The 22,612-nt window shown below is 38.7% G+C and carries 21 protein-coding genes and 5 tRNA genes; 21 read left to right on the plus strand and 5 right to left on the minus strand.

The genetic code is table 11. The features are described from left to right. Positions 1-98 precede the first annotated feature (98 nt). The gene (locus tag ACXAEO_RS03205) at positions 99-353 is read right to left on the minus strand and encodes a DUF2624 domain-containing protein (RefSeq protein WP_474877912.1); all 255 of its coding nucleotides are present in this window, start codon (positions 351-353) and stop codon (positions 99-101) included. Positions 354-494: 141 nt separating this feature from the next. On the opposite strand from ACXAEO_RS03205, the gene ACXAEO_RS03210 reads away from it, so the two are divergent. The 4 genes from ACXAEO_RS03210 to ACXAEO_RS03225 all read left to right on the plus strand — a co-directional run bounded on the left by ACXAEO_RS03210 (position 495) and on the right by ACXAEO_RS03225 (position 3,645). Then, positions 495-1,391, plus strand: a complete 897-nt coding sequence (locus ACXAEO_RS03210; RefSeq protein ID WP_474877916.1) for a YitT family protein — start codon at positions 495-497, stop codon at positions 1,389-1,391. 225 nt (positions 1,392-1,616) lie between these two features. Further along, positions 1,617-2,399, plus strand: coding sequence for a metal ABC transporter ATP-binding protein (locus tag ACXAEO_RS03215; protein WP_474877920.1), 783 nt, complete (start codon positions 1,617-1,619; stop codon positions 2,397-2,399). Beyond that, on the plus strand, positions 2,396-3,238 hold the full coding sequence (locus ACXAEO_RS03220) for a metal ABC transporter permease (protein ID WP_474877924.1): 843 nt from the start codon (positions 2,396-2,398) through the stop codon (positions 3,236-3,238). Before ACXAEO_RS03215 ends, ACXAEO_RS03220 begins: the two co-directional genes overlap by 4 nt. Next, positions 3,235-3,645 (plus strand): Fur family transcriptional regulator, encoded by a 411-nt coding sequence (locus ACXAEO_RS03225; RefSeq protein WP_474877927.1) that lies wholly within the window; start codon positions 3,235-3,237, stop codon positions 3,643-3,645. Before ACXAEO_RS03220 ends, ACXAEO_RS03225 begins: the two co-directional genes overlap by 4 nt. A gap of 27 nt (positions 3,646-3,672) precedes the next feature. Here the strand turns inward: ACXAEO_RS03225 and ACXAEO_RS03230 are convergent, their stop codons facing one another. After that, entirely contained in the window at positions 3,673-4,248 is a 576-nt protein-coding gene (locus ACXAEO_RS03230) for a hypothetical protein (protein ID WP_474877931.1), read from the minus strand. Between the two features lie 306 nt (positions 4,249-4,554). Between ACXAEO_RS03230 and ACXAEO_RS03235 the strand changes: the two genes are divergently transcribed. After that, positions 4,555-4,902: a DUF4190 domain-containing protein gene (locus ACXAEO_RS03235; protein ID WP_474877933.1), complete on the plus strand. Its 348-nt coding sequence runs from the start codon at positions 4,555-4,557 to the stop codon at positions 4,900-4,902. A 68-nt stretch (positions 4,903-4,970) separates the two neighbouring features. Here the strand turns inward: ACXAEO_RS03235 and ispG are convergent, their stop codons facing one another. Both ispG and ACXAEO_RS03245 read right to left on the minus strand, forming a co-directional pair. After that, a complete protein-coding gene (gene ispG / locus ACXAEO_RS03240) occupies positions 4,971-6,065 on the minus strand; it encodes a flavodoxin-dependent (E)-4-hydroxy-3-methylbut-2-enyl-diphosphate synthase (RefSeq protein ID WP_474883936.1) in 1,095 nt (364 codons plus the stop codon). A 170-nt stretch (positions 6,066-6,235) separates the two neighbouring features. Continuing rightward, positions 6,236-6,577, minus strand: coding sequence for a hypothetical protein (locus ACXAEO_RS03245; RefSeq protein WP_474877935.1), 342 nt, complete (start codon positions 6,575-6,577; stop codon positions 6,236-6,238). Positions 6,578-6,722: 145 nt separating this feature from the next. On the opposite strand from ACXAEO_RS03245, the gene ACXAEO_RS03250 reads away from it, so the two are divergent. Continuing rightward, on the plus strand, positions 6,723-7,928 hold the full coding sequence (locus ACXAEO_RS03250) for an MFS transporter (protein ID WP_474877937.1): 1,206 nt from the start codon (positions 6,723-6,725) through the stop codon (positions 7,926-7,928). 834 nt (positions 7,929-8,762) lie between these two features. Then, positions 8,763-9,923: a methyl-accepting chemotaxis protein gene (locus tag ACXAEO_RS03255; RefSeq protein ID WP_474883938.1), complete on the plus strand. Its 1,161-nt coding sequence runs from the start codon at positions 8,763-8,765 to the stop codon at positions 9,921-9,923. Here ACXAEO_RS03255 and ACXAEO_RS03260 read toward each other — a convergent pair. Continuing rightward, complete coding sequence (locus ACXAEO_RS03260; RefSeq protein WP_474877939.1) at positions 9,920-10,699, minus strand: DUF1189 domain-containing protein; 780 nt, start codon at positions 10,697-10,699, stop codon at positions 9,920-9,922. The two genes, ACXAEO_RS03255 and ACXAEO_RS03260, sit on opposite strands and share 4 nt — an antisense overlap. A 237-nt stretch (positions 10,700-10,936) precedes the next feature. On the opposite strand from ACXAEO_RS03260, the gene ACXAEO_RS03265 reads away from it, so the two are divergent. From ACXAEO_RS03265 to pstC, 14 genes are all read left to right on the plus strand, one after another. After that, positions 10,937-12,577 (plus strand): Na/Pi cotransporter family protein, encoded by a 1,641-nt coding sequence (locus ACXAEO_RS03265; protein WP_474877942.1) that lies wholly within the window; start codon positions 10,937-10,939, stop codon positions 12,575-12,577. A 199-nt stretch (positions 12,578-12,776) separates the two neighbouring features. Continuing rightward, on the plus strand, positions 12,777-13,262 hold the full coding sequence (locus ACXAEO_RS03270) for a DUF456 domain-containing protein (protein ID WP_474877946.1): 486 nt from the start codon (positions 12,777-12,779) through the stop codon (positions 13,260-13,262). 62 nt (positions 13,263-13,324) lie between these two features. Next, positions 13,325-13,399 (plus strand) — tRNA-Asn (locus ACXAEO_RS03275). Positions 13,400-13,402: 3 nt separating this feature from the next. Further along, positions 13,403-13,476 (plus strand) — tRNA-Met (locus ACXAEO_RS03280). Positions 13,477-13,485: 9 nt separating this feature from the next. Further along, a tRNA-Asn gene (locus ACXAEO_RS03285) sits at positions 13,486-13,560 on the plus strand. 3 nt (positions 13,561-13,563) lie between these two features. Further along, positions 13,564-13,640 (plus strand) — tRNA-Ile (locus tag ACXAEO_RS03290). Between the two features lie 30 nt (positions 13,641-13,670). Continuing rightward, positions 13,671-13,763 (plus strand) — tRNA-Ser (locus ACXAEO_RS03295). 228 nt (positions 13,764-13,991) lie between these two features. Further along, entirely contained in the window at positions 13,992-14,612 is a 621-nt protein-coding gene (locus ACXAEO_RS03300) for a DUF47 domain-containing protein (protein ID WP_474877948.1), read from the plus strand. Positions 14,613-14,624: 12 nt separating this feature from the next. Beyond that, positions 14,625-15,623, plus strand: a complete 999-nt coding sequence (locus ACXAEO_RS03305) for an inorganic phosphate transporter (RefSeq protein ID WP_474877951.1) — start codon at positions 14,625-14,627, stop codon at positions 15,621-15,623. A 188-nt stretch (positions 15,624-15,811) separates the two neighbouring features. Next, complete coding sequence (gene sodA, locus ACXAEO_RS03310) at positions 15,812-16,420, plus strand: superoxide dismutase SodA (RefSeq protein WP_474877953.1); 609 nt, start codon at positions 15,812-15,814, stop codon at positions 16,418-16,420. A gap of 125 nt (positions 16,421-16,545) precedes the next feature. Continuing rightward, positions 16,546-17,835 carry an MFS transporter gene (locus ACXAEO_RS03315; RefSeq protein WP_474877955.1) on the plus strand — a complete coding sequence of 430 codons (1,290 nt, stop codon included), beginning with the start codon at positions 16,546-16,548 and terminating at the stop codon, positions 17,833-17,835. Between the two features lie 286 nt (positions 17,836-18,121). After that, positions 18,122-20,260: a peptidoglycan D,D-transpeptidase FtsI family protein gene (locus ACXAEO_RS03320; RefSeq protein WP_474877957.1), complete on the plus strand. Its 2,139-nt coding sequence runs from the start codon at positions 18,122-18,124 to the stop codon at positions 20,258-20,260. Between the two features lie 345 nt (positions 20,261-20,605). Next, the gene (locus ACXAEO_RS03325) at positions 20,606-21,580 is read left to right on the plus strand and encodes a PstS family phosphate ABC transporter substrate-binding protein (RefSeq protein ID WP_474877959.1); all 975 of its coding nucleotides are present in this window, start codon (positions 20,606-20,608) and stop codon (positions 21,578-21,580) included. An 85-nt stretch (positions 21,581-21,665) separates the two neighbouring features. Beyond that, positions 21,666-22,610: a phosphate ABC transporter permease subunit PstC gene (gene pstC / locus ACXAEO_RS03330; RefSeq protein ID WP_474883941.1), complete on the plus strand. Its 945-nt coding sequence runs from the start codon at positions 21,666-21,668 to the stop codon at positions 22,608-22,610. The last annotated feature ends 2 nt before the right edge of the window (positions 22,611-22,612 follow it).

Raw genomic sequence — 22,612 nt, forward strand, 5'->3', positions numbered from 1 at the left:
TTCCATCGTCACAATAGGTTCCTCCTTTTGGAGGAGCCTATTGTGATGATATGTGGAAAGGTTGCGAGACTTGCGAAGGAATCTGGCGAACAATAAGGTTATTTCATGAGCTCTTGAAGTAATTGTTGTACCTTTTTCGCTGTTTGCACATTTGTGACACGGGCAATTTTTCGAATTAACTCTTGTCGTTCGGCTGTGTTATAAATGTTGACTGTTTTTTCTTTCAGGATGGAAATGAGCTGTGCTGCTTGTTCGCCTGTTAACGAAATTTTGTACTCTTTGCTATATTTCAGTAGTTCTTTGACGGTTAAATTGTTAATCTTATGATTGACAATTTGTTCAAAAATTTTCATAGTATTCCCTCCATATTTATCTTTGTCCCTTTTAAAGGGCGATAAGAGATCTAGAAATAATAATGTATGGAACAGAGGGAGAAGCGTGTTGGTTATGGATTGAGAACATTAATTTCGTAAAGAGATATGGGGAGGAACTAGATGTCAAAAGCGATTAAAATAAAAAAAGAACACCGAAAAGAAAGTCTCCTTCATTTATTGTATCGATTGATGATGATTATTTTAGGGGCGGGATTAGCTGCTGTTGCCATTGAGCTTTTCCTTATTCCTAACAACATTATTGACGGAGGCATCATTGGTATTTCCCTCATTTTAGATTATATTGTGCCGAGCTCGTTCGCTTTCATTAATTTTGCGACATTAGTCATCATTTTAAATCTGCCATTCATGTATTCCGGATATAAGCATATTGGGAAAACCTTTATGTACTCGTCAATTTTTGGCGTCGTCTGTTTAGCGGTCATTGAAACGGTGCTTCATGATGTAGAAGCGTTCACTACACAGCCTATTTTAGCAGCTATCTTTGGAGGACTTGTATTAGGCGTAGGTGTAGGGCTTGTTATTCGCCATGGCGGTTCGTTGGATGGAACGGAAATATTAGGAATTTTGCTTACTAAAAGACTCCCGTTTTCGGTGGGGGAGTTTGTCATGTTCATTAATATCTTTATTTTCGGATGGGCAGCTTTCGTTTTTGGACCTGAACAAGCGATGTATTCTGTTATGGCTTACTATATCGCGTTTAAAACGATTGATACGGTCATTCAAGGGCTTGATGAAACAAAAGCTGTCATCATTGTATCTGACCATTATGAAGAAGTATCTGACGCCATTTTAAGCCGACTTGGACGCGGAACAACGAAGCTTAAAGGAAAAGGCGGTTATACGGATAAGGAAAAAGAGGTTATTTATGCGGTCGTAACTCGACTGGAAGTGACCAAATTAAAATCCATTGTTCATGAAATTGATTCGAATGCATTTATTACTATCATGAATACGCAAGAAACAAAAGGGGCTAAGTTTAAATCAGCCATTCACTAAACAGTCCATTTTGTTAACGAGACATATGTCTGCTGGATTCTCATATAGTCAGCTTGTTGCTCCTTTATATAAAATAGCCTTTTTACATAAAGGAGTGGCAAATATTTCGGCTTTCTTTTGGTGGTTAGTGAGTGTTTTTCGTCTGTTTACAAACCTTATTTTAATAGGGTATACTACTATAATGGTTAAATCGTAACGATTCTTAAAAGAAATTTGGTGGGAATGATGGAACAAGAACAAAAAATGATTGAGATTGAACATCTCTTTTTTCAATATGATCGTCAAACGGTATTAGAGGACATCAACTTGACCGTTCCGAAAGGAGCATTTCTTGGATTAGTTGGGCCGAATGGTTCTGGGAAATCGACGCTTATTAAATGCATTTTAGGATTAGAAAAACCGACGCGAGGCACGATTAAGTTGTTTGGTCAAGACATTCAGAAATTTAAAGAATGGAATCAAATTGGCTTTGTGTCTCAAAAGGCAAACAGCTTTAATACGGGTTTTCCAGCTACGGTGTTTGAAGTAGTGGCAACAGGTTTAACGTCCAAAATTGGTCTATTTCGATTCATGAAGCAGGAGCATCGCGATAAAATTATGGCAGCTTTAGAAGCGGTCGGAATGAGTGCATTCGCTCAACGAAATATTGGAGAGCTGTCAGGTGGACAACAGCAGCGTGTGTTCATTGCTCGCGCCCTTGTAAGCGAGCCACAGCTTTTAATTTTGGATGAGCCTACAGTCGGAGTAGATGCCCAAAACGTTGAAAACTTTTATTCATTATTAGAGTCTTTGCATAAGGAACATGGTATTACTTTATTGCTCGTGACACATGATACGGGAACAATTACAGAAAAAGTTACCCATGTAGCGTGTTTAAATAAACACCTTCATTTCCATGGGGAAACGGAAGAGTTCAATCATCTCTGTGAACATGATTTATCAATGTTTTACGGACACCATGTTCATAAGTTAAGTCATGACCATCACCGTGGAGGTCAGCCTGTATGATTGCAAGTATGTTTCAGTTTGAATTTTTGCAAAATGCTTTTTTGACGGGGATTTTAATCGGTTTTTTAGCCCCTCTTTTAGGTGTGTTCATTGTTGTCCGACGTTTATCTCTCATTGCGGATGCTTTGAGCCATGTCACACTTGCTGGAATTTCAGCAAGTTTGTTACTTGAAAAGAAATTTGGCCTGTTTCAGGGACTCAATCCTTTATATTTAGGCATGGCTTTTTCGGTGATGGGTTCTCTCTTTATTGAAAAGCTTCGTGCAGTATATAAGCACTACCAAGAATTAGCTGTTCCTATTATTTTATCCGGGGGAATTGGAATTGGCGTTATTTTTATTTCTTTGGCAGATGGTTTTAACACGGATTTATTCAATTATTTGTTCGGAAGTGTAAGTGCAGTCAGTCGATCTGATTTATGGACGATTGCTTTTATTGCTGTTTTGGTCGTGACACTTGTCGTTTTATTTTATAAAGAATTGTTTATTTTGTCTTTTGATGAAGAGCATGCATCAGCTTCAGGAGTAAAAGCGAAATGGATTCATTTTTTATTTATTGTCATGGTCGCACTCGTTATCGCCGCATCAATGCGAATTGTCGGCATTTTATTAGTATCATCATTGATGACGTTACCTGTAGCAGCAAGTATTCGTTTAGCGACCGGTTTTAAGCAAACCATTTTTTTATCTGTTTTATTTGGTGAACTGTCGGTTATTGGTGGATTGTTTTTATCTTATTACTTAGATTTGGCGCCTGGAGGAATTATTGTCATTATTGCAGTGCTAATTTTAATTGGTGCGATTCTTCTTAATAAGGGACAAAGGGGAGATAAGGAATGAACATGAGCGAGGCAATCGGCCTGCTAAAGAAAAAAGGTTATAAACATACAGGGAAGCGGGAAGAAATGCTCAACCTCTTCGTAAAATCCAACAAATATTTAACAGCAAAAGATGTGTTGGAGCATATGAAAAAAGATTATCCAGGATTGAGCTTTGATACCATCTACCGAAATTTATCCTTATTTGTGGAATTGGGCATTTTTGAAATGACGGAGCTGTCAGGCGAGAAGCATTTTCGTTTTACATGCGCCGCTTCTCATCATCACCATCATTTTATTTGTTTAGATTGCGGCAAAACAAAAAAAATTGATACATGTCCAATGAAGCATTTATCAGGGGATTTAGAAGGTTTTGATGTGACGGGCCATAAATTTGAAGTGTATGGAAAATGTGTCGAATGCCAATAAAAAAAAGCGGGAGCTCCCGCTTTTTTTTTATTGATCTTGATGATTGAACCAATGGTCTACCCATTGTTTTGCTTCAAGCCAATTGTAGACACGAATGACGTTTTTAGGAACAGGCAAGCGGTTATAAGGTGTATCAAATAAGATAACCGGAATGTCGCACTCTTCGCTTAAATCGCATGCATTGTCATGTTTGTCTTCAAAAAATAAATCAATGCCATGCTGCTTCGCTGTTTCAATTTTGTCATGAGACCCCACTAAGTCAATATGGTGGAAATGAACATCATTGGATGTAAACCAATCTGTTGTAATATCCAATAAATGCTTATGGCGTGCACTAATGTAAATAAGCTCATGCACTTGTTTCCATTCATTTAACACTTGTCGAGCATTGGGAGCTAACGGAGCGTTGGCGTAAATGGTTCCTTCGTGTTCTGTAAACCATTGGGCCAATTCTTGTTCGGTTACTTTTACTGCAGGTACAAGATCATACTCTTTAATGTCATCTAATGTTAAATTCAGTCCAAACGATTTATTTAAATACGGAATAAATGTCGTTGGGCAGGTTACAGTTCCATCAATATCAATACCAAATTTTCTTTGCACTTGTGCCAACTCCTTCTTACGATGGTGCTATATGTAGTGTACCATAAGAATGGTCAATGACTTACAATCTTTTCATCAACATACTTGTTTTGTGAAAGGGTCAAGAAAACATTAACAACTATAATTGTCCGTCTTTTTCATACACTATAAATGCTCCTCATTAAGTAAGAACTTCACTTCGTCCAGCCCATTGACGAGTGATAGTTGAGCTTAACGCGTTCTTATGGACAAATGTTTGATGCTGCGGCAATGCCTTGCAGCGAATGCTGTTCTTGGGAACACGACTAAGAAAGCGAGGGATAAGCAATGGAAAAAGACTACCATAAAAGAGAACATAATGAAGTATATGAGTCGGATTTTATGGAAGAAACAGCAGCTGAAGTAGCTGTTCCAATTTCTGCACGAGAAAACTATGCAGAGAGAAACAGTTTTGATACAGGAAGAGAAGAAGGAAACGAAGGCAAAGGATATGGTCGTTTAGCGTTAATTTTATCCATTTTGTCTCTGTTTTTTCTCCCTGTATTACTGGGAGCTGCTGGAGTAATTTTAGGGTTTATCGCACGCAGAAGAGGAGCATATACAATGGGAGCATGGGCAATTGGTATTGGGGTTGCATCACTTGTGATTGGAACTTTCATTTTGCCTTTCTTTTAAGGTAAGCTTTTCGCTCTACACAATAAACAACGGACACGGGAAACCCGTGTCCGTTGTTTTATCTGAAATTACGATTGTTGCTCAAGTGCTTGTTTGGCATAATACTCTTCAGCAATTTTATCAATTTCTTTTTTCAGTTCTTCAACCATTGTTTCTTCAGGAATTTTACGTACAATTTCTCCTTTACGGAACAATAGTCCTTCTTTACGTGCTCCGGCAATCCCGATATCCGCTTCACGAGCTTCTCCAGGACCATTAACCGCGCAGCCAAGTACAGCTACTTTAATTGGTGCCTTAATTGTAGAGATGTATTCTTCTACTTCATTAGCGATACTAATTAAATCAATCTCAATGCGTCCACAAGTAGGGCAAGAAATAAGAGTAGCGGCATTCGAAGATAATCCGAATATTTTTAAAAGCTCGCGTGCTACTTTTACTTCTTCTACCGGGTCTGCACTTAAAGAGACACGCAATGTACTGCCAATTCCTTTGGATAAAATAGATCCAAGTCCTGCTGCGCTTTTAATTGTGCCGGAGAAAAGTGTTCCAGACTCTGTAATACCAAGATGAAGCGGATAATCAAAAGCTTTAGCTGCCTTCTCATATGCTTCAATGGCCAAGTTAACATCAGATGCTTTCATCGACACGATAATATCATGGAAGTCAAGGTCTTCTAAAATTTTGATGTGATGAAGGGCGCTTTCCACCATTCCATCAGCTGTTGGATATCCGTATTTCTCTAATATCCGTTTTTCTAGTGAACCGGCATTAACTCCGATGCGAATCGGAATACCGCGTTCCTTTGCTGCATTGACAACGGCTTCTACCTTTTCGCGGCGCCCGATGTTTCCAGGATTGATGCGAATTTTATCAATTCCACCTTCAATCGCTTTTAATGCTAGCTTATAGTCGAAGTGGATATCAGCGACAAGGGGAATATTAATCTGTTTTTTGATGTCCGCAATGGCGTTAGCTGCGCGTTCATCCGGTACAGCTACTCGGACAACTTGACAGCCCGCTTCTTCCAGCCGCTTAATTTCTGCAACAGTTGCTTCCACATCGTGTGTTTTCGTTGTTGTCATACTTTGAATGACTAGTTCGTTATTTCCCCCGATGGTTAAATTGCCTACTTTAACGGAACGGGTTTTGGTACGATGTATGATTTCACTCACGTGGTAATCTCTCCTTTAAATAAGATCCAACTCAATGGAAAAGACTCATTCATAAATAGAATAACGTTTTAAAGAGAAAATAACTAGTAGAAAAATAAGTGCTCCCCTATTGTACCAATGATCACAAATTATTGACAAGAGATATGGTGCTGTATATCGTCCTACTCTTTATTGTACGCAGGAAATTTATATTTTTTGCCGATTTGAATCTTTTCAGGACGTATTCCTTCATTTAGCAATTCAAAGTCTGTGATGACTTTGTCTAAGGGGACCGGCAGCGGACCTTTCATAACTTGTTCCACAATGGATAAAACCGTATCTCCTGCTTTTACTTTAACATATACGTAAGGAATAGCGGACTGTGATTTATTGGATAAAGAAGTTGGAACAGCTTGTGTACTTACCGAGACTGATTTGTTAGGAAGAAGAGTGCCATGACGAATATCGTATTGCACAATATAAATTAAAAAGAGAACGACCATTAAGAAGCTTAATTTTTTCATAATTTCCCTCACAATATAAAAAGATGATGTTGTCTATTTTTCCATTCCACAGACGACCGTGGACGTTCAAGGAACGAATAAAGAGCGGCTACTACATATGTATGCTTGTCCATTTAAAATATGAAGAAGATGGGAGAGAAGAAGAGTGAAGGATCGATATATAGTCATGACGTTAGGGATGTTACCGTTTATCATGGTTCTAGGTAATTCCATGCTTCTGCCCATCTTGCCGACTATTCAGCATAAGCTTACATTGACGGAGTTTCAGACAGGGCTTGTTTTAAGCAGCTTTTCCATTCCTGCAGCTTTTTTTATTCCGCTTATTGGTATTTTGTCGGATTGGTATGGACGGAAGCGATTTATCATTGTGTCCATGTTGTTATTAATAGTAGGGAGCGTTATCGCTGTTGCAAGTGGCTATGTCGTTAATCATCAATTGGGGTTTTATTTGTTACTCACAGGAAGAATTATTCAAGGAATGGGAGCGGCGGGTACCACTCCGTTAGCAATGGCTCTTGCAGGTGATTTGTTTTCTCAGAACGAACGAGGAAAAGTGCTTGGTATTATTGAGGTTTATAATGGAATTGGGAAAGTGGCAGCTCCTATCATGGGAGCAACAGCGGCTCTTTTTGCATGGTACAGCGCTTTTTACATCTATCCAATTATGGCTCTGTTTATTTTATACGGTATGATTCGTTATGTAGGAAAAGATCAAACGGCAAGTGAAACGACGTCAATGCATACATACATGAAAAAAACGTGGGAAGTGTTTGGGCGGGAAGGAGAACGGTTAATGCCGCTGTTTTTTATTGGAGGGACCGGTTTGTTTTTATTGTTTGGAACATTATACTACCTTTCCTTTTTGATTGAAGAGACCTATCATATTGACGGTTTTTTTAAAGGAACGGCCTTTGCTTTTCCGCTCGGAGCTATGACCATTTCATCATATTGGACGGGAAAACGAATTAAAAATGATGAGGATTTTGTTGGGAAACTGCTATCTATTGGCCTTTTGTTTATGATAATATGCTTTGTCATGTTAATGTTTCGGCAAACATTAGCCTTTATAATGCTATGGGCGACAATTGGATTTGGTGGGCTCGGCTTTGTTCTGCCATGCGCCAATACAATTATTACATCCGCCGTTGCAGACGAGGAGAGAGGCTTTGTCGTATCTTTATACGGAGCGATTCGATTTATCGGCGTAGCGCTCGGTCCGATTGTATTTGGAATATGGATGGTCGATGCGACAAGAATGTTTACATATTGTTTTCTTCTAACTTTAGTCGCATCTGGCTGGATATTTTGGAAAAAAAATAAGCGGAAAGATACAAAAATTAGTTTGATTTAAGTGAATTTAATACATTTTTAGACAAAAATAGAGCTTTTTAACTAAAAATTATGTTATTTTTTACACGTGCTTTACAATTCTCTGTCATACTTTACTTGTGTAAAGAAAAGGGGGATTTTCATCGTGAACTTACAGTTAAACAAAATAAAGAAAAAACTCGCTTCATTAAAAAAACTCATTTTAAACCGGAAGCCTTTTCGTATGGAGAAAATGACATCCTTTAATAAAAGATTTTTTCCTCAAAAAGAGATGGTGGACGTTACATCCCCAGTAAACAGTGAAAAAGCTCCTAAAGAGAAACGCTTGCATAAAGAGTCAAAACTTAGCTTACAAACGAGACTCCTTGTCAGTATTTTAACGGTTCTTGTTGCTTCGGTTGGGTTTTTAAGCCTTATTTCGTATGATAAGTCCCGCACGACAACCATTACGATTATCGAGAATCGCTTAGAGCGTGAAGTTTTCACGATGTATGAAGTTGCCCAAAGTTTGATGTATACATTTATTGGAGATGAAGAAGGGTTTTTAAAGAGATTTAATTCCACGGTCAAATCCCAAGATGCCCAACTTACGCAAGATGGTTTACACGGTCACTTTTTCTTGCTTCAACAGGATAAAGTAACTCCGTTTACAGTGAGTAAAGGTAGTACGCTTACGTTTCCTCAAAGCGCATTAAAAACGGTTGTGGAGCAAGAACATGGAACTCTTCATTTTGATTTCAATGGGGAAGATTATACACTTGCTTTTCAAAAAATACCGGAATTAAAAGGTGCTTATTTATTGGCAGTTCCAACTGCGGACTACTTAGGAGCGATTAATGAATTAGGAACGTTTATGATGCTTGCATCTATTTTTAGTATCATCGTCACGTCCATCGTTATTATTTTGCTTGTAAGAAGTTTGACAAAACCACTTATTAAAATGCGAGATGTTATGCGGAAAGTACGGGATGGAAATTTAAATGAACAAATGAACATTAAAACGTCTATTCCTGAAATATCGTCTCTTGTCAAAAGTTTTAATCAAATGATTGGGCATATGAATATTATGATTGAACAGATTAATGAAACAACAAGCGCACTGAATGAAACGAGTACGGACTTAAAAACAGCATCGGAAAGTGCAATGTATTTTAATCAAGAGCTGACCCAATCTATTTTTGTCGTGAAGCAAGGTGCTGAGCAAACTGCTTCAAGTTCTGAAGGCAGCATACATATGTTTCAAACAATGAAAGGAAAAATTCATCACATTCTTCATGATATGGATGTCATTACGCAAAAAGCAGATGAAATGAATCATCAAGCTTATCAAGGGGAGCAAGATATTTCTCGCATGATTAGTTCGATGAACCAATTTGAAAAAGAGTTTGCCAACATGACGGATACGATTAATGAAGTAAAAGGCCATTCTTTATCGATTGCTAAAATCGTCAGCCTGATTCAAGGATTTGCAGAGCAAACTAAATTGCTCGCTCTAAATGCGGCGATTGAAGCGGCAAGGGCTGGAGAAGCTGGAAAAGGCTTTGCCGTTGTAGCGAGCGAAGTACGAAAGCTGGCAGATCAGTCCACAGGTGCGACAGAAGAAATTACTCAGCTTATTCAGTCGATGGAGCAAGTGTCGTTAAAAGCTTCGAACGAATTTCATGAAATGCTTCAAAAAAGTAAAGCGAACGCTGATATTTCTTTAGACTCGCAAAAAACGTTTGATCAGTTGATGAAAGAGATTGGCAATGTAAATGACGCTCTTGAGCAAATGAAGGGAGAATTTAATTTATTGTTTCAAACTCTTCCACAAATGGAACAATCAGCAGAGAACTTTGCTTCAGTATCACAGGAAACACTTGCAAGTGCGGAACAAATGTTATCTGCTTCAGACGAGCAAGTACAACATACGAATAATACACATGAAATTGGTATGCAGTTAACGGAACTGGCGACTTCCTTAAAATCCATTACAACGAAATTTGTGACACCTGCTAAAAACCCATCTCAGTTTTAAGGCTGAGATGGGTTTTTTCGTGCCGGGACATATGTAATGGCTAAAATTAGAATGAGGCTGGTCAATAACCAATGCCACAGCATTTCCGCTGGTATTTGCAAAGAAAAGGTTTTGGTTAATGTCAATAAAACAGTCGTCCATGTTCCACTGTAAGCAGCAAGTATCCAAAGTGATTTATAGGTGAGATTTCGCTTGAATAATTTTGCTGCGATTAAACCGATGCTAGCAAAAAGGGTAATGCCGATGAATTTGCTTCCTGCTGTTAAAATATATAAACCGCCCATCATTAAAGATACAATAATTATGAGGCCATTCTCCCATGAATTTACGTATGAAATAATCGTCTCTTTCGATAAAGGCCATCCTTGTAATAAATTATAGGAATATGAATGTGTTTTACCATAGGTAGTTAACACGAGTTGATCCTTCAGCATATGAATCGTGTACCGATAAGAATCATTGGATTGATGAATAAAAGTGCTTGAAGGATCGAAGATGAACAAAGTTCGTTCATTTTTAACAATGACCGAATCGACTGCTTCAGATTGGAGTATCCCGTCTGCAATGGTGAAGTCAGGGACTTTATTTGGGAGTGTATCCTTTAAAAATTCTGCACCATTTAAAATTCCGCTTCCAAGAAAAAAAACTGTTGGAAGAATAGATATGAAGATTAAAAAGAACACGTACTGGATTGTTTTCCCGATACCTTGAAATCTAAACAGAGAGATTTTTTTAGGGGATGAGAGGCTGATAAGGACTTGCTTCAATACATTCATGGTTTCACCCTATTTCCTTTAGAAAATATTCTCATTTATTGTAACGGTCAGCTGAAATCAAGACAAGAGGGGAAATATATTTCCAAAATATATCTATAATATAAGGTTATGTAAATCCAATGTTAAGATATTGTAAATTAATGCAGAAAAAACTTTACATAAAATTTAATTTTCGTTAATAATAGTTGAGGACCTTGTTGAGATGTGTCGAAAAAGTTAGAAGGGGTTGAAAGGTTAGTGGAGTTAGATATTCAAAAAATGATTTTTGAATTCATTGGCGGACTTGGGATTTTCTTATTTGGTATCAAGTTCATGGGTGATGGTTTACAAAAATCAGCAGGAGATAAACTACGTGATATTTTAGATAAGTTCACGACGAATCCATTTATGGGCGTGTTAGCCGGAATTGTCGTAACCATCCTTATTCAGAGTAGCTCTGGAACAACAGTTATCACTGTCGGACTAGTAAGTGCAGGCTTTATGACGTTAAGACAAGCAATTGGTGTCATTATGGGAGCCAACATTGGTACGACAGTAACGGCGTTTATTATTGGAATTAAGCTTTCTGATTATGCTCTTCCAATTTTAGCGGTTGGTGCGTTTATGCTATTTTTCTTCAAAAATAAGCGTATTCAACATTTTGGACAAATCTTTTTTGGATTCGGGGCCCTTTTCTTTGGTCTTGATTTAATGGGAGACGGGATGAAGCCGCTTCGTGCTTTACAAGCCTTCCAAGACTTAACGGTTAGTATGAGTGATAATCCGATTTTAGGGGTTGTCATTGGGACCGTGTTTACTGTAATCGTACAAAGTTCGAGTGCGACGATTGGGATTCTTCAAGAATTGTTTGGACAAGGTGCTTTAGATATTTATGCCGCGTTACCAGTTTTATTTGGTGATAATATCGGAACAACGATTACAGCTGTATTAGCATCACTTGGTGCTTCAATTGCAGCAAGACGTGCTGCTTTAACACACGTTATGTTCAACTTGATTGGAACAACAATCTTTTTAATTATATTGCCAGTATTCACCAAATTTATTGTTTATTTACAGGGAGTGCTAAGCTTAAACCCTGAAATGACAATTGCCTTTGCGCATGGTATTTTTAATTCCATGAACACAATCATTCAGTTTCCGATGATTGGCTTACTTGCATTGGCCGTTACAAAAATTATTCCTGGTGAAGATTCATTTGTAGAAACGAAGCCGAAACATTTAGATCCAATCTTTATTGAACAGTCTCCTTCCATTGCGTTAGGACAAGCGAAGGAAGAAGTGTTGCGCATGGGGCAATTTGCAGTTGTCGGTCTACAAGAAGCTGGTGAGTATTTAAAAACAGAGCAGCCGAAGCATGCAGAAACCGCTCTTCAATTTGAAGATGCCATCAATAACTTGGATCGTAAAATTACGGATTACCTTGTATTGCTTGCTTCAAGTTCGATGTCTGTTCAGGAAAGCGAAGAGCATTCGATCTTACTCGATACGGTTCGTGATATTGAGCGAATCGGGGATCATTTCGAAAATGTCGTAGAGCTTGTTGATTATAAAATGTCGAATAAAGTAAAGTTGACGAAAGATGCTCTGCAAGACTTAAACGAGATGTATGAGTTGACTGTATCAACTGTAAAAGAAGCGATGAGCGCTCTAGAACATAAAGATCGTTCGTTGGCCGAAAAAGTAGTTCGTAAAGAAGAACAAATTGACAGCATGGAGCGTACATTACGCAAACAGCATATTATGCGCTTAAATGAAGGGCTTTGCACAGGGTTTGCAGGCATTGTCTTTGTAGATATTATCAGCAACCTTGAGCGTATTGGTGACCATGCTGTTAACATTGCGGAAGCAGTTATCGGAGATGAAAAGCCGATTTCTTAAACAATGTCTAGCGGTCAAAAGAAGGACAGAATAGATGAATATAGCGACTAGTTTATAAGCTTAGCGGCTATGAAGTCCTTTATTCTTTATGGGAGAAAGCTTATAATAAAAAACGAGGGTACTGTACCCTCGTTTTTTAGGTTTTAAAGAGAAAATATATCTATTGTAGGAAGGTATTTGAAAACAGAAAGGATTAGTCATGACGGAAATTATATATTGGGCAATTATTATTGCTTCATTTGCTGCTGCGTTTACCGCACTTATTTATCCGATTATCCCTGGTGTGTTGTTTTTAGCAGGAGGTTTTATTTTATACGGTGTCTTTTTTGGCTTTGAGGCATTTAACCTTTTATTTTGGTCCATTCAAGGTATCCTAATCCTCGCTTTATTTGCAGCGGATTATTTAGCGAACCTCGTTGGAATTAAGAAATTTGGAGGATCAAAAGCAGGGGTATGGGGAAGTACAATTGGATTAATTGTGGGCCCATTTGTGATCCCAGTCGCGGGAATTATTGCCGGGCCTTTTATCGGTGCTGTAGTAGCAGAATTGATTTTCCAGAAAAAAACATTATCTGAATCGCTTCGCATTGGTTTCGGTTCACTCGTCGGCTTTTTTAGCGGAACTTTGACAAAAGGAATGATTCAAACAGCTATGATTTTTTATTTTCTTATTGTCGTATTTTAAAAATGTTTGACAAGTTGTCCAAATTATGATAAATTTCTATTGTCGTTAAAATTATTTAACGTTCCACAGTAGCTCAGTGGTAGAGCAATCGGCTGTTAACCGATCGGTCGTAGGTTCGAGTCCTACCTGTGGAGCCATATGGCGGTGTAGCTCAGCTGGCTAGAGCGTACGGTTCATACCCGTGAGGTCGGGGGTTCGATCCCCTCCGCCGCTATTTATATATTCCACAGTAGCTCAGTGGTAGAGCAATCGGCTGTTAACCGATCGGTCGTAGGTTCGAGTCCTACCTGTGGAGCCATATGGACCCTTAGCTCAGCTGGTTAGAGCAGACGGCTCATAACCGTCCGGTCGCAGGTTCGAGTCCTGCAGGGTCCACCAGTCGAGAAAAGCGGAAAGTCCGCTCAATACGGAGGAATACCCAAGTCCGGCTGAAGGGATCGGTCTTGAAAACCGACAGGGGTGTAACAGCCCGCGGGGGTTCGAATCCCTCTTCCTCCGCCATACATAATAAGCAAAGTCTTCTAAAACATCTTTAGAAGACTTTTTTGTTGTGTAAACGATCCTTATTATCTGAATGTTAATGGAAATAAGGAAAATAGAGAACAATAATTACCACAAAAATATTAATCTATTGTAAATTTTTTATAAATTTATTGTAAATCCGATAAAAGGTGCTAAAATATGACCGTTGGCCTTTCGCCATTTTAAGAAACATGGAGGTTTCCGAATATGATGTTTTCACCAAAAAAAGATGTGTTTTTTGAAATGTTATTAAACATATCCAATAATTTAAAAGAAACATCGCAGTTCTTTATGGACTATAAAGTCAATCATCTGAGTGACCTGAAAGAGTTTTCTGAAATTATGAAGCAATTCGAAAGTAAAGGCGATACGTATATTCACGAATTGATTGTTGCCTTGAATAAAGCATTTATTACGCCTATTGAGCGCGAAGATATTTTACAGTTGGCGATGAAAATGGACGATGTCCTTGATGGTCTTGAGCAATGGTCATCTCGCTTAGAAATGTATTCGATTGTAAATGTGGATGAATACATGACCAAGTTTTTTATTCCTATTTATGAAAGTACTATTGAAATTGGAAAAGCGGTGCATCTACTAACGAACAAAAAATTACTTGCCATTCGCCCACATGCTATCCAAATTAAAGAGTATGAGTCTGTATGCGATCAACTTTTGAGAGCAGCTATTAAGAATCTATTTGTTGTGGAGAAAGATCCTATTCGAATCATTCAATTGAAAGAACTTTATGAAATTCTTGAGGACATTGCTGATCATTGTGAAGGAGTGGCTAATACTCTTGAAACCATTATTATGCGCAATGCGTAAGAGGTAATAGAAATGGATACAGTGTTAATATTAACGATATTAGTCGTTGCTTTTGCATTAGTTTTTGATTTTATTAATGGATTTCATGATACAGCCAATGCTGTCGCTACCTCAGTATCGACGAAAGCATTAACCCCGCGCCGTGCTATTGTATTAGCGGCATCCATGAATTTCTTCGGTGCTTTAACCTTCACAGGAGTAGCGAAAACTATCACGAAAGACATTGTTAACCCGTTTACGTTGGCAAATGGTTCGGTTGTGATTTTATCAGCACTTATTGCAGCAATTGCATGGAACTTACTAACGTGGTATTGGGGGATTCCTAGCAGCTCTTCCCATGCATTAATTGGATCCATTGCAGGTGCCTCCATTTCAGCGGGCGGTCTCGGTATTTTAAATTACAGCGGCTTCTTAAAAATTTTGCAAGCATTAATTATCTCTCCTTTTTTAGCCTTGGCAGTAGGTTTTATTGTCATGGTCATTTTTATGTTCCTTTTCAAACATTCTCACCTTGCGAAAACGAATAAAGGCTTTCGCACTATGCAAATCTTCACAGCGGCTTTGCAAGCTTACACTCACGGTACGAATGATGCTCAAAAAGCTATGGGAATCATTACAATGGCACTTATTGCAGGTGGGTTTCAAACATCTACAGATATACCGTTGTGGGTGCGTATTTCTGCTGCTGTCGCTATGGGGGCAGGCACCTCAGTAGGTGGATGGAAAATTATGAAGACGGTTGGCGGGAAAATCATGAAAATTCGACCGATTAATGGGGCAGCTGCCGATCTTTCTTCTGCTATGGTCATTTTTGGAGCCACAATGTTTCATCTTCCTGTTAGTACAACACATGTCATTTCCTCGGCTATTATAGGAGTTGGGACTGCTCAACGCGTCAAAGGAGTAAAATGGGGAGTAGCGCAGCGAATTGTATTGACGTGGATTATGACACTTCCAATCGCCGCTTTAATCGCCGCTATTATGTATCAAACCTTAAATCTTTTCTTTTAAGTATGATGTTTCTTTTGCAATGTTACGGTAAGGGAGTAAAAAGTGGAGTAGCGTGACATGATAAATAATGTTGTAAAATTCAAGATGTTCTTAGGCATAATCATTGAAACAGCAGGGTAAATTTGCTAATCTAACGGTAGGGGACAAATTATGTCCGACTTTACATACTCATTAAGGAGGAATTTTTCATGGCATACGAATTACCACAATTACCTTACGCATACGACGCGCTTGAGCCGCACATTGACAAAGAAACAATGAACATCCATCATACGAAGCACCATAACACATATGTAACAAACTTAAATGCAGCTGTAGAAGGAAAAGCTGATTTAGCTGGAAAAAGTGTAGAAGAGCTTATCTCCAACTTAGACGCTCTTCCTGAAGACATCCGCACAGCAGTTCGTAATAACGGCGGCGGTCATGCAAACCACTCTTTATTCTGGACACTTCTTTCTCCAAACGGCGGCGGTGAGCCAACAGGAGAACTAGCTGAAGCAATCAGCAGTAAGTTCGGTAGCTATGAAACTTTTAAAGAAGAATTCGCTAAAGCGGCAGCAACTCGTTTCGGTTCAGGTTGGGCTTGGCTAGTTGTAAATAATGGCGAATTAGAAGTGACAAGCACTCCTAACCAAGATAGCCCAGTAATGGAAGGTAAAACACCTATTCTTGGTTTAGATGTTTGGGAGCATGCTTACTATTTAAATTATCAAAATCGTCGTCCTGACTATGTATCTGCATTCTGGAACGTAGTAAATTGGGACGAAGTAGCTAAATTATACGCTGCAGCTAAATAAGTTGTTAAAAAAGCCAAGGGAAATCATTCCTTTGGCTTTTTGCATGGTTGTATAAGGAAGGTGTAATCTAGAATAACTCCCTTTAAATTTGACACACTAGTTCATAAGAGAAAGGGAGTTTTTGCATGGCTTTGATAAAAAAAATTGTTGGTGACGTAGAAGTCAATAGAGAATTGGTTTTGCTTTTGTTAATAGGAGGACTATATGCCTTAGCTATTGCTATGTCTAACACTTTCGTCAATGTGTATTTATGGAAACAATCAGGAGAGTTTTTAGATATCGCATTGTATAACTTGGCCATTGTTGTATTGCAGCCGCTCACGTTTATTTTCGCAGGAAGGCTTGCGAAAAAAATTGACAGGGTTATTGTGCTCAGGCTTGGGGTTACCTTTTTAGCCGTCTTTTATATAAGTGTCCTCTACATCGGTACAGATGCTTCGAAATATTTATTGTTTTTAGGCGGAATGTTAGGGGTAGGCTATGGTTTTTATTGGCTTGGTTTTAATGTACTTACATTTGAAATTACAGAGCCCGACACCCGAGATTTTTTTAACGGTTTTTTAGGGATTCTAAACTCTTTAGCTGGGATGATTGGTCCGATTGGAGCAGGCTATATTATTTCTACCTTTTATGAGTTTAGTGGTTATAAGGTCGTGTTTACTATTTCGTTAGCATTATTTTCAAGTGCTGTTTTGCTTAGTCTATTTTTAAAAAGAAGAGCAGCAGAAGGACAATATTTATTCAAACAAGTATTAGGTGAACGAAAAACAAATCATAATTGGAATCTTGTGCTGAAAGCGCATTTCTTTCAAGGGCTAAGGGAAGGAACATTTATTTTTGCTGTATCTGTACTGATTTTCATTACAACAGGTAGCGAGATGGCTTTAGGAACATTTGGGCTTGTCAATTCATTAGTTGCCTTTGTTTGTTATTATGCAGTATCACGTTTTATTAAAAAGAATCAAAGGTTGAGGGCCATCTTGTATGGAGGTTTGCTTCTTTATTTCTCCGTTACACTCCTTATTTTCGACTTGTCATATGCAAAGCTCATCATGTATGCCATTGTGATTGCAGTCGCCTATCCGCTTCTTCTTGTTCCATATATGTCCATTACATATGACGTCATCGGGCAAGCAGAAGGAGTGAAGGAAAAGCGGGTAGAATATATTGTCGTTAGGGAGTTGTTTCTTAATTTAGGGAGGATCGTTTCTGTTCTCCTATTTATTGGAGCGGTTCTCTTTTTTAATGAAGAACAAAGCATTCCAGTTTTACTTGCGCTTATTGGCTCTGGCCATACATTTATCTATTGGTTTGTGAAACGAATTAACATTCAAGACAGAAACCATGTCGAAACGGCTAATGAACTAGTCACGCAATCAATGCTCAATGAAGGTGACGGGGAGTCTCCGGCTTAAAGTCAAGGCTATTTTAAGTGATGGGTGCTACTTAAAGCAGGATACACATTTTTTACTATAGAAATTTAGGGGAATTTCTTTTAAAATAGAAGAAAAAGAGAAGTAGGCACCTTGTTGGTGTCTATTTCTTATTTATCCTGCCCTTGTGCAGTGAGCGAACGTGTGCCTCTGCTTTAAAGTGATATGGAGTGCATTCTTTTTAAAGAATTTAAAGTGAACAAAACAGATTTATGGGAGATGGAAAAATCTTGACCCAATTTACTATGCATATATTGAAGGTGTCGCAATGAGAAGGAAGAAAAAGAAGAAAACGCATGTGCCGATTCGGCTCAATCTTTTGTTTTTTATTGTATTCATATTGTTTTCAACATTAATTTTAAGGTTAGGTTTAGTGCAAATTGTTTATGGAGAAAACTACCAACGGCAAGTCGCGGAAACTGAAAATGTAACCGTTAATGCTCCCGTACCAAGAGGGAAAATTTATGACCGATATAATCGAGTAGTTGTTGATAATACTCCTTTGAATGCCATTACGTACACTCGCTTTCAAGGAACGACGCAAGAAGAACGATTAGAAGTCGCTCGCAAGCTTGCTCAATATATTGATAAAGATACATCTAAAATAACAGAACGTGACTTAAAAGATTATTGGATGTTAACAAATCCAGAAGAAGCAAAGCAGAAAATTCGCAAAGACGAGTTAGAGAAATTAAAAAATGAAGAACTGACAGATAAAGACATTTACAATCTGCAGCTGGAACGAATTACTGAAGCGGATTTGAATGAAATCTCTGAAGCCGAAAAAGAAGTGTTGGCTATTAAGCGAGAGATGGATGGCGGATACGCATTGACCCCTCAAAATATTAAGAGTGAAAACGAAGAAGTAACAGATCGAGAATATGCGATTGTCAGTGAAAACCTTCAAGATTTGCCTGGAGTAGACACGACGACTTATTGGGATCGCCAATATGTTTATGAAGATACCCTTAAAACGTTACTTGGGAACATTTCTTCTTCTAATGAAGGACTGCCAAGAGACCAGCTCGATTATTTTCTAGCTCGTGATTACAGTCGGAACGACCGAGTGGGGAAAAGTTATATTGAAGCACAGTACGAAGATATTTTAAGTGGTGAAAAAGCAAAAGTAAAAAATATAACAGACAAATCAGGGAATTTGCTCGATACGGAAGTAGTTTCGGAAGGACAGCAAGGGCGAGATCTCGTGCTGACCATTGATATGGCTTTGCAAACAGAGGTAGAAAAGATTTTGACAGAGCAACTGCTTCAAACGAAACGACTGCCTTCCGCTTCTTTGCTTGATCGGGGCTTTATTGTGATGATGGATCCTCGCACAGGAGAAATTTTGACGATGGCCGGCAAGCAATATGTAGTGAATGAAGATGGAAAAGTAGAAATTCGCGATTTTGCACTTGGAAATATGACAACTTCTTATACAATGGGATCAGTTGTAAAAGGGGCGACCATTTTAGCGGGGCTTGATTCAGGGGCAATTAGTCCAGGGACAGTCTTATTGGACGAACCGCTGAAGTTTGCTGGAACGCCTGAGAAGAAGTCATGGAAAACAATGGGGAACATTAATGAAGTGACTGCGTTGAAGCAATCTTCCAACGTCTATATGTTTAAAACGGTTATGCGAATGGCTGGTGTTCAGTACCGCTACAATGGAGCGCTTCGTGGGGTCAAGCCAGACTCGTTTGAACAGCTTCGCTCTTACTACAGTCAATTTGGTTTAGGTGTTAAGACTGAAATTGACTTGCCGAATGAAATGTCGGGTTTTAAAGGAACAAGCTACACACCAGGGTTGCTGTTAGACTTATCAATCGGTCAGTACGATACGTATACACCGTTGCAGTTGGCTCAATACGTGTCAACAATCGCAAATGGAGGCTACCGAGTAAAACCGCAAATTGTGAAAGAAATTCGCGAGCCTGCTGTTAATGAAGAAGACGAACCAAATGTTCTTTATTCCTTCGAGCCAACCATTTTAAACCGAATTTCAATGGAAGAGGAGCACATTAAAATTGTTCAAGAAGGATTTCGTCAAGTAACACAGTCGCCGGGCGGGACAGGTTATGCGTATTTCGGCAGTGCCCCATATAAGCCGGCTGGGAAAACGGGAACAGCAGAAGCATTCTATGATGGACCTAAAACATCAAGAAAGAATGAAGAGACCATTAATGCTACATTTGTAGGTTATGCACCTCATGATAATCCTGAAGTAGCATTTGCTGTTGTAACACCTTGGGATGATAGTCCTGGACATCCTATGAGCAAAACTGTCGGAAGGAAAGCTCTTGACGCATATTTCGAACTAAAAAAACAAGAGTTAGAGGGACAAATCGACGCTGAAGGTCAGGAACAGGACGAAAGTTCAGCGAATGAAGAGCAAGAAGAAAGTGAATAGATGATCTTGAGGAGGCTGTCTGAAAAGGCGCCTTCTCTTTTTAGGCAACCAAGTAAAGCGGGTCGTTACGCAAGTTTTTTTCGTAATGGCCCGCTTTTGTTATGGAGAGATTTCCAATTGGCTTTCATTGCTTCAATATCTCGCTCACGAATGGTACATACTAAAGTGTGAAGATATGTAAAGGGGAGTTTTAAAGCGTTTTCATTAAATTTGTTAACAAAAAATATCCATTATTTCGTTCGTATTTACAAAACCTTTACATATCATTAAAACTTCGTTAATAGTCGGGAGTTATTCTATTAAACGTAGGACAAAACAACGATATGTCGTAGGAGGAATTAAGGAATGAAAAGCTCTAAGTTTTTAGCACTATCAATCATGGTTGGTTCATTGTTAGCATTCGCGACTGCATGTGGTCAATCAAACGAAGGTACAAATGGGGCTAACGAACAACAAAATGCTGGTGAAGAAAACCAACAGCTTGAAGGCGATATCGCAATCGATGGTTCTTCAACTGTATTCCCAATCATGGAAGCAGCTTCTGAAGAATACATGGGTACTCAACCAACTGTAAAAGTATCTGTTGGTCTATCAGGTACAGGCGGTGGATTTGAGAAATTCACTAAAGGTGAAACGGACTTCTCAAACGCATCTCGTCCAATTAAAGACGAAGAAAAACAAGCTGCTGCTGACAACGGCATTGAATTCCAAGAGTTCCAATTAGCATATGACGGTTTATCAGTAGTAGTAAATCCAGAAAACGACTGGGTGGATCATTTGACAGTTGATGAGTTAAAGAAAATGTGGATTGAAGATGGAACGGTTAAAAAATGGTCTGACATCCGTGAAGGATGGCCAGAAGAAGAAATTAAATTCTTCTCTCCAGGTCATGATTCTGGTACTTACGATTACTTTGATGAAGTAATTTTAGACGAACAACCAATCGCTGAGTCTGCTCAACTTTCTGAAGATGACAACGTATTAGTACAAGGTGTATCTGGTGACAAAAACGCCATCGCTTACTTTGGATATGCATATTATGCAGAAAACAAAGATAAAGTGAAAGTAGTTCCAGTTGACGGCGGTAACGGTCCAGTGGAACCAAACAATGACACAATCGAATCTGGTGAGTATGCACCATTATCTCGTCCGCTATTCACATATGTAAGCACAGCTTCTATTAAAGAAAAAGAACAAGTGCGTGACTTCATGAAATTCGTTCTTGAGCAAGGTGGTCCTTTAGCTGAGGAAGTTGGCTATGTAAGCCTTCCACAAGAAAAATATGATGAGCAGTTAGCGACGCTTGAAGGCATTAAGTAATCTTTAAAATAGAAAGATGAGAAGCTACTTGGCTCAGCTTCTCATCTTTCCATGTAATGGAAAGGGGTTTGCGACATTGGCTGTCATGAAAAACGAAGCAAAACAAAGCTCTGTTCGTGAAATGATTTTAGAAAAAAAGAAAAAGAACAGTTCGGCAATGTTTATTGAGAAGGCAGTACCTGCTGTTTTACTTCTCACTGCTGTTATTTCTGTTTTAACTACTGTAGGAATTTTGTTTACTCTAATATTTGAAACAGCGACATTTTTCTCACGTGTACCGTTTTTAGATTATATTACAGGTACTAAATGGCTTCCATTTATTGAAGCAGAAGGAAATTATGGTGTAATACCACTTATTACGGGTACATTATTAATTGCAGGTATTGCGATGATTGTAGCCGTTCCAATTGGGTTAGCTACTGCCATATTCTTGAGTGAATATGCTTCTGATCGCACAAGAAGAATTATCAAGCCGATTTTAGAAGTACTTGCAGGTGTTCCGACGATTGTATATGGCTTCTTTGCCTTAACATTTGTTACACCGGTTTTACAGAAAATCATTCCTGATCTATCTATTTTTAATGCTCTAAGCCCAGGAATTGTAGTTGGAATCATGATCATCCCGATGATTGCTTCATTATCAGAGGATGCGATGAGCTCTGTTCCTAACTCAATGAGAGAAGGTGCGCTTGGTCTTGGTTCTACAAAATTTGAGGTTGCTGTGAAAGTAGTGCTTCCTGCAGCTTTATCTGGTATTATCGCTTCCTTCGTTTTAGGTATTTCACGTGCCATCGGAGAAACGATGATTGTAACGGTAGCAGGAGGATCTTCACCAACACTCACTTTTGATGTAACGGAATCTATTCAAACAATGACGGCTTATATTGTTCAAGTTACAACAGGGGATGCTGGATATGGAACAACTATCTACTATAGTATCTATGCTGTTGGGATGACATTGTTTGTCTTTACGTTGCTAATGAATTTATTGGCGCAATATATCTCTCGCCGTTTCAGGGAGGAGTATTAATA

The organism is Bacillus sp. ABA4_010, from assembly GCF_056159105.1.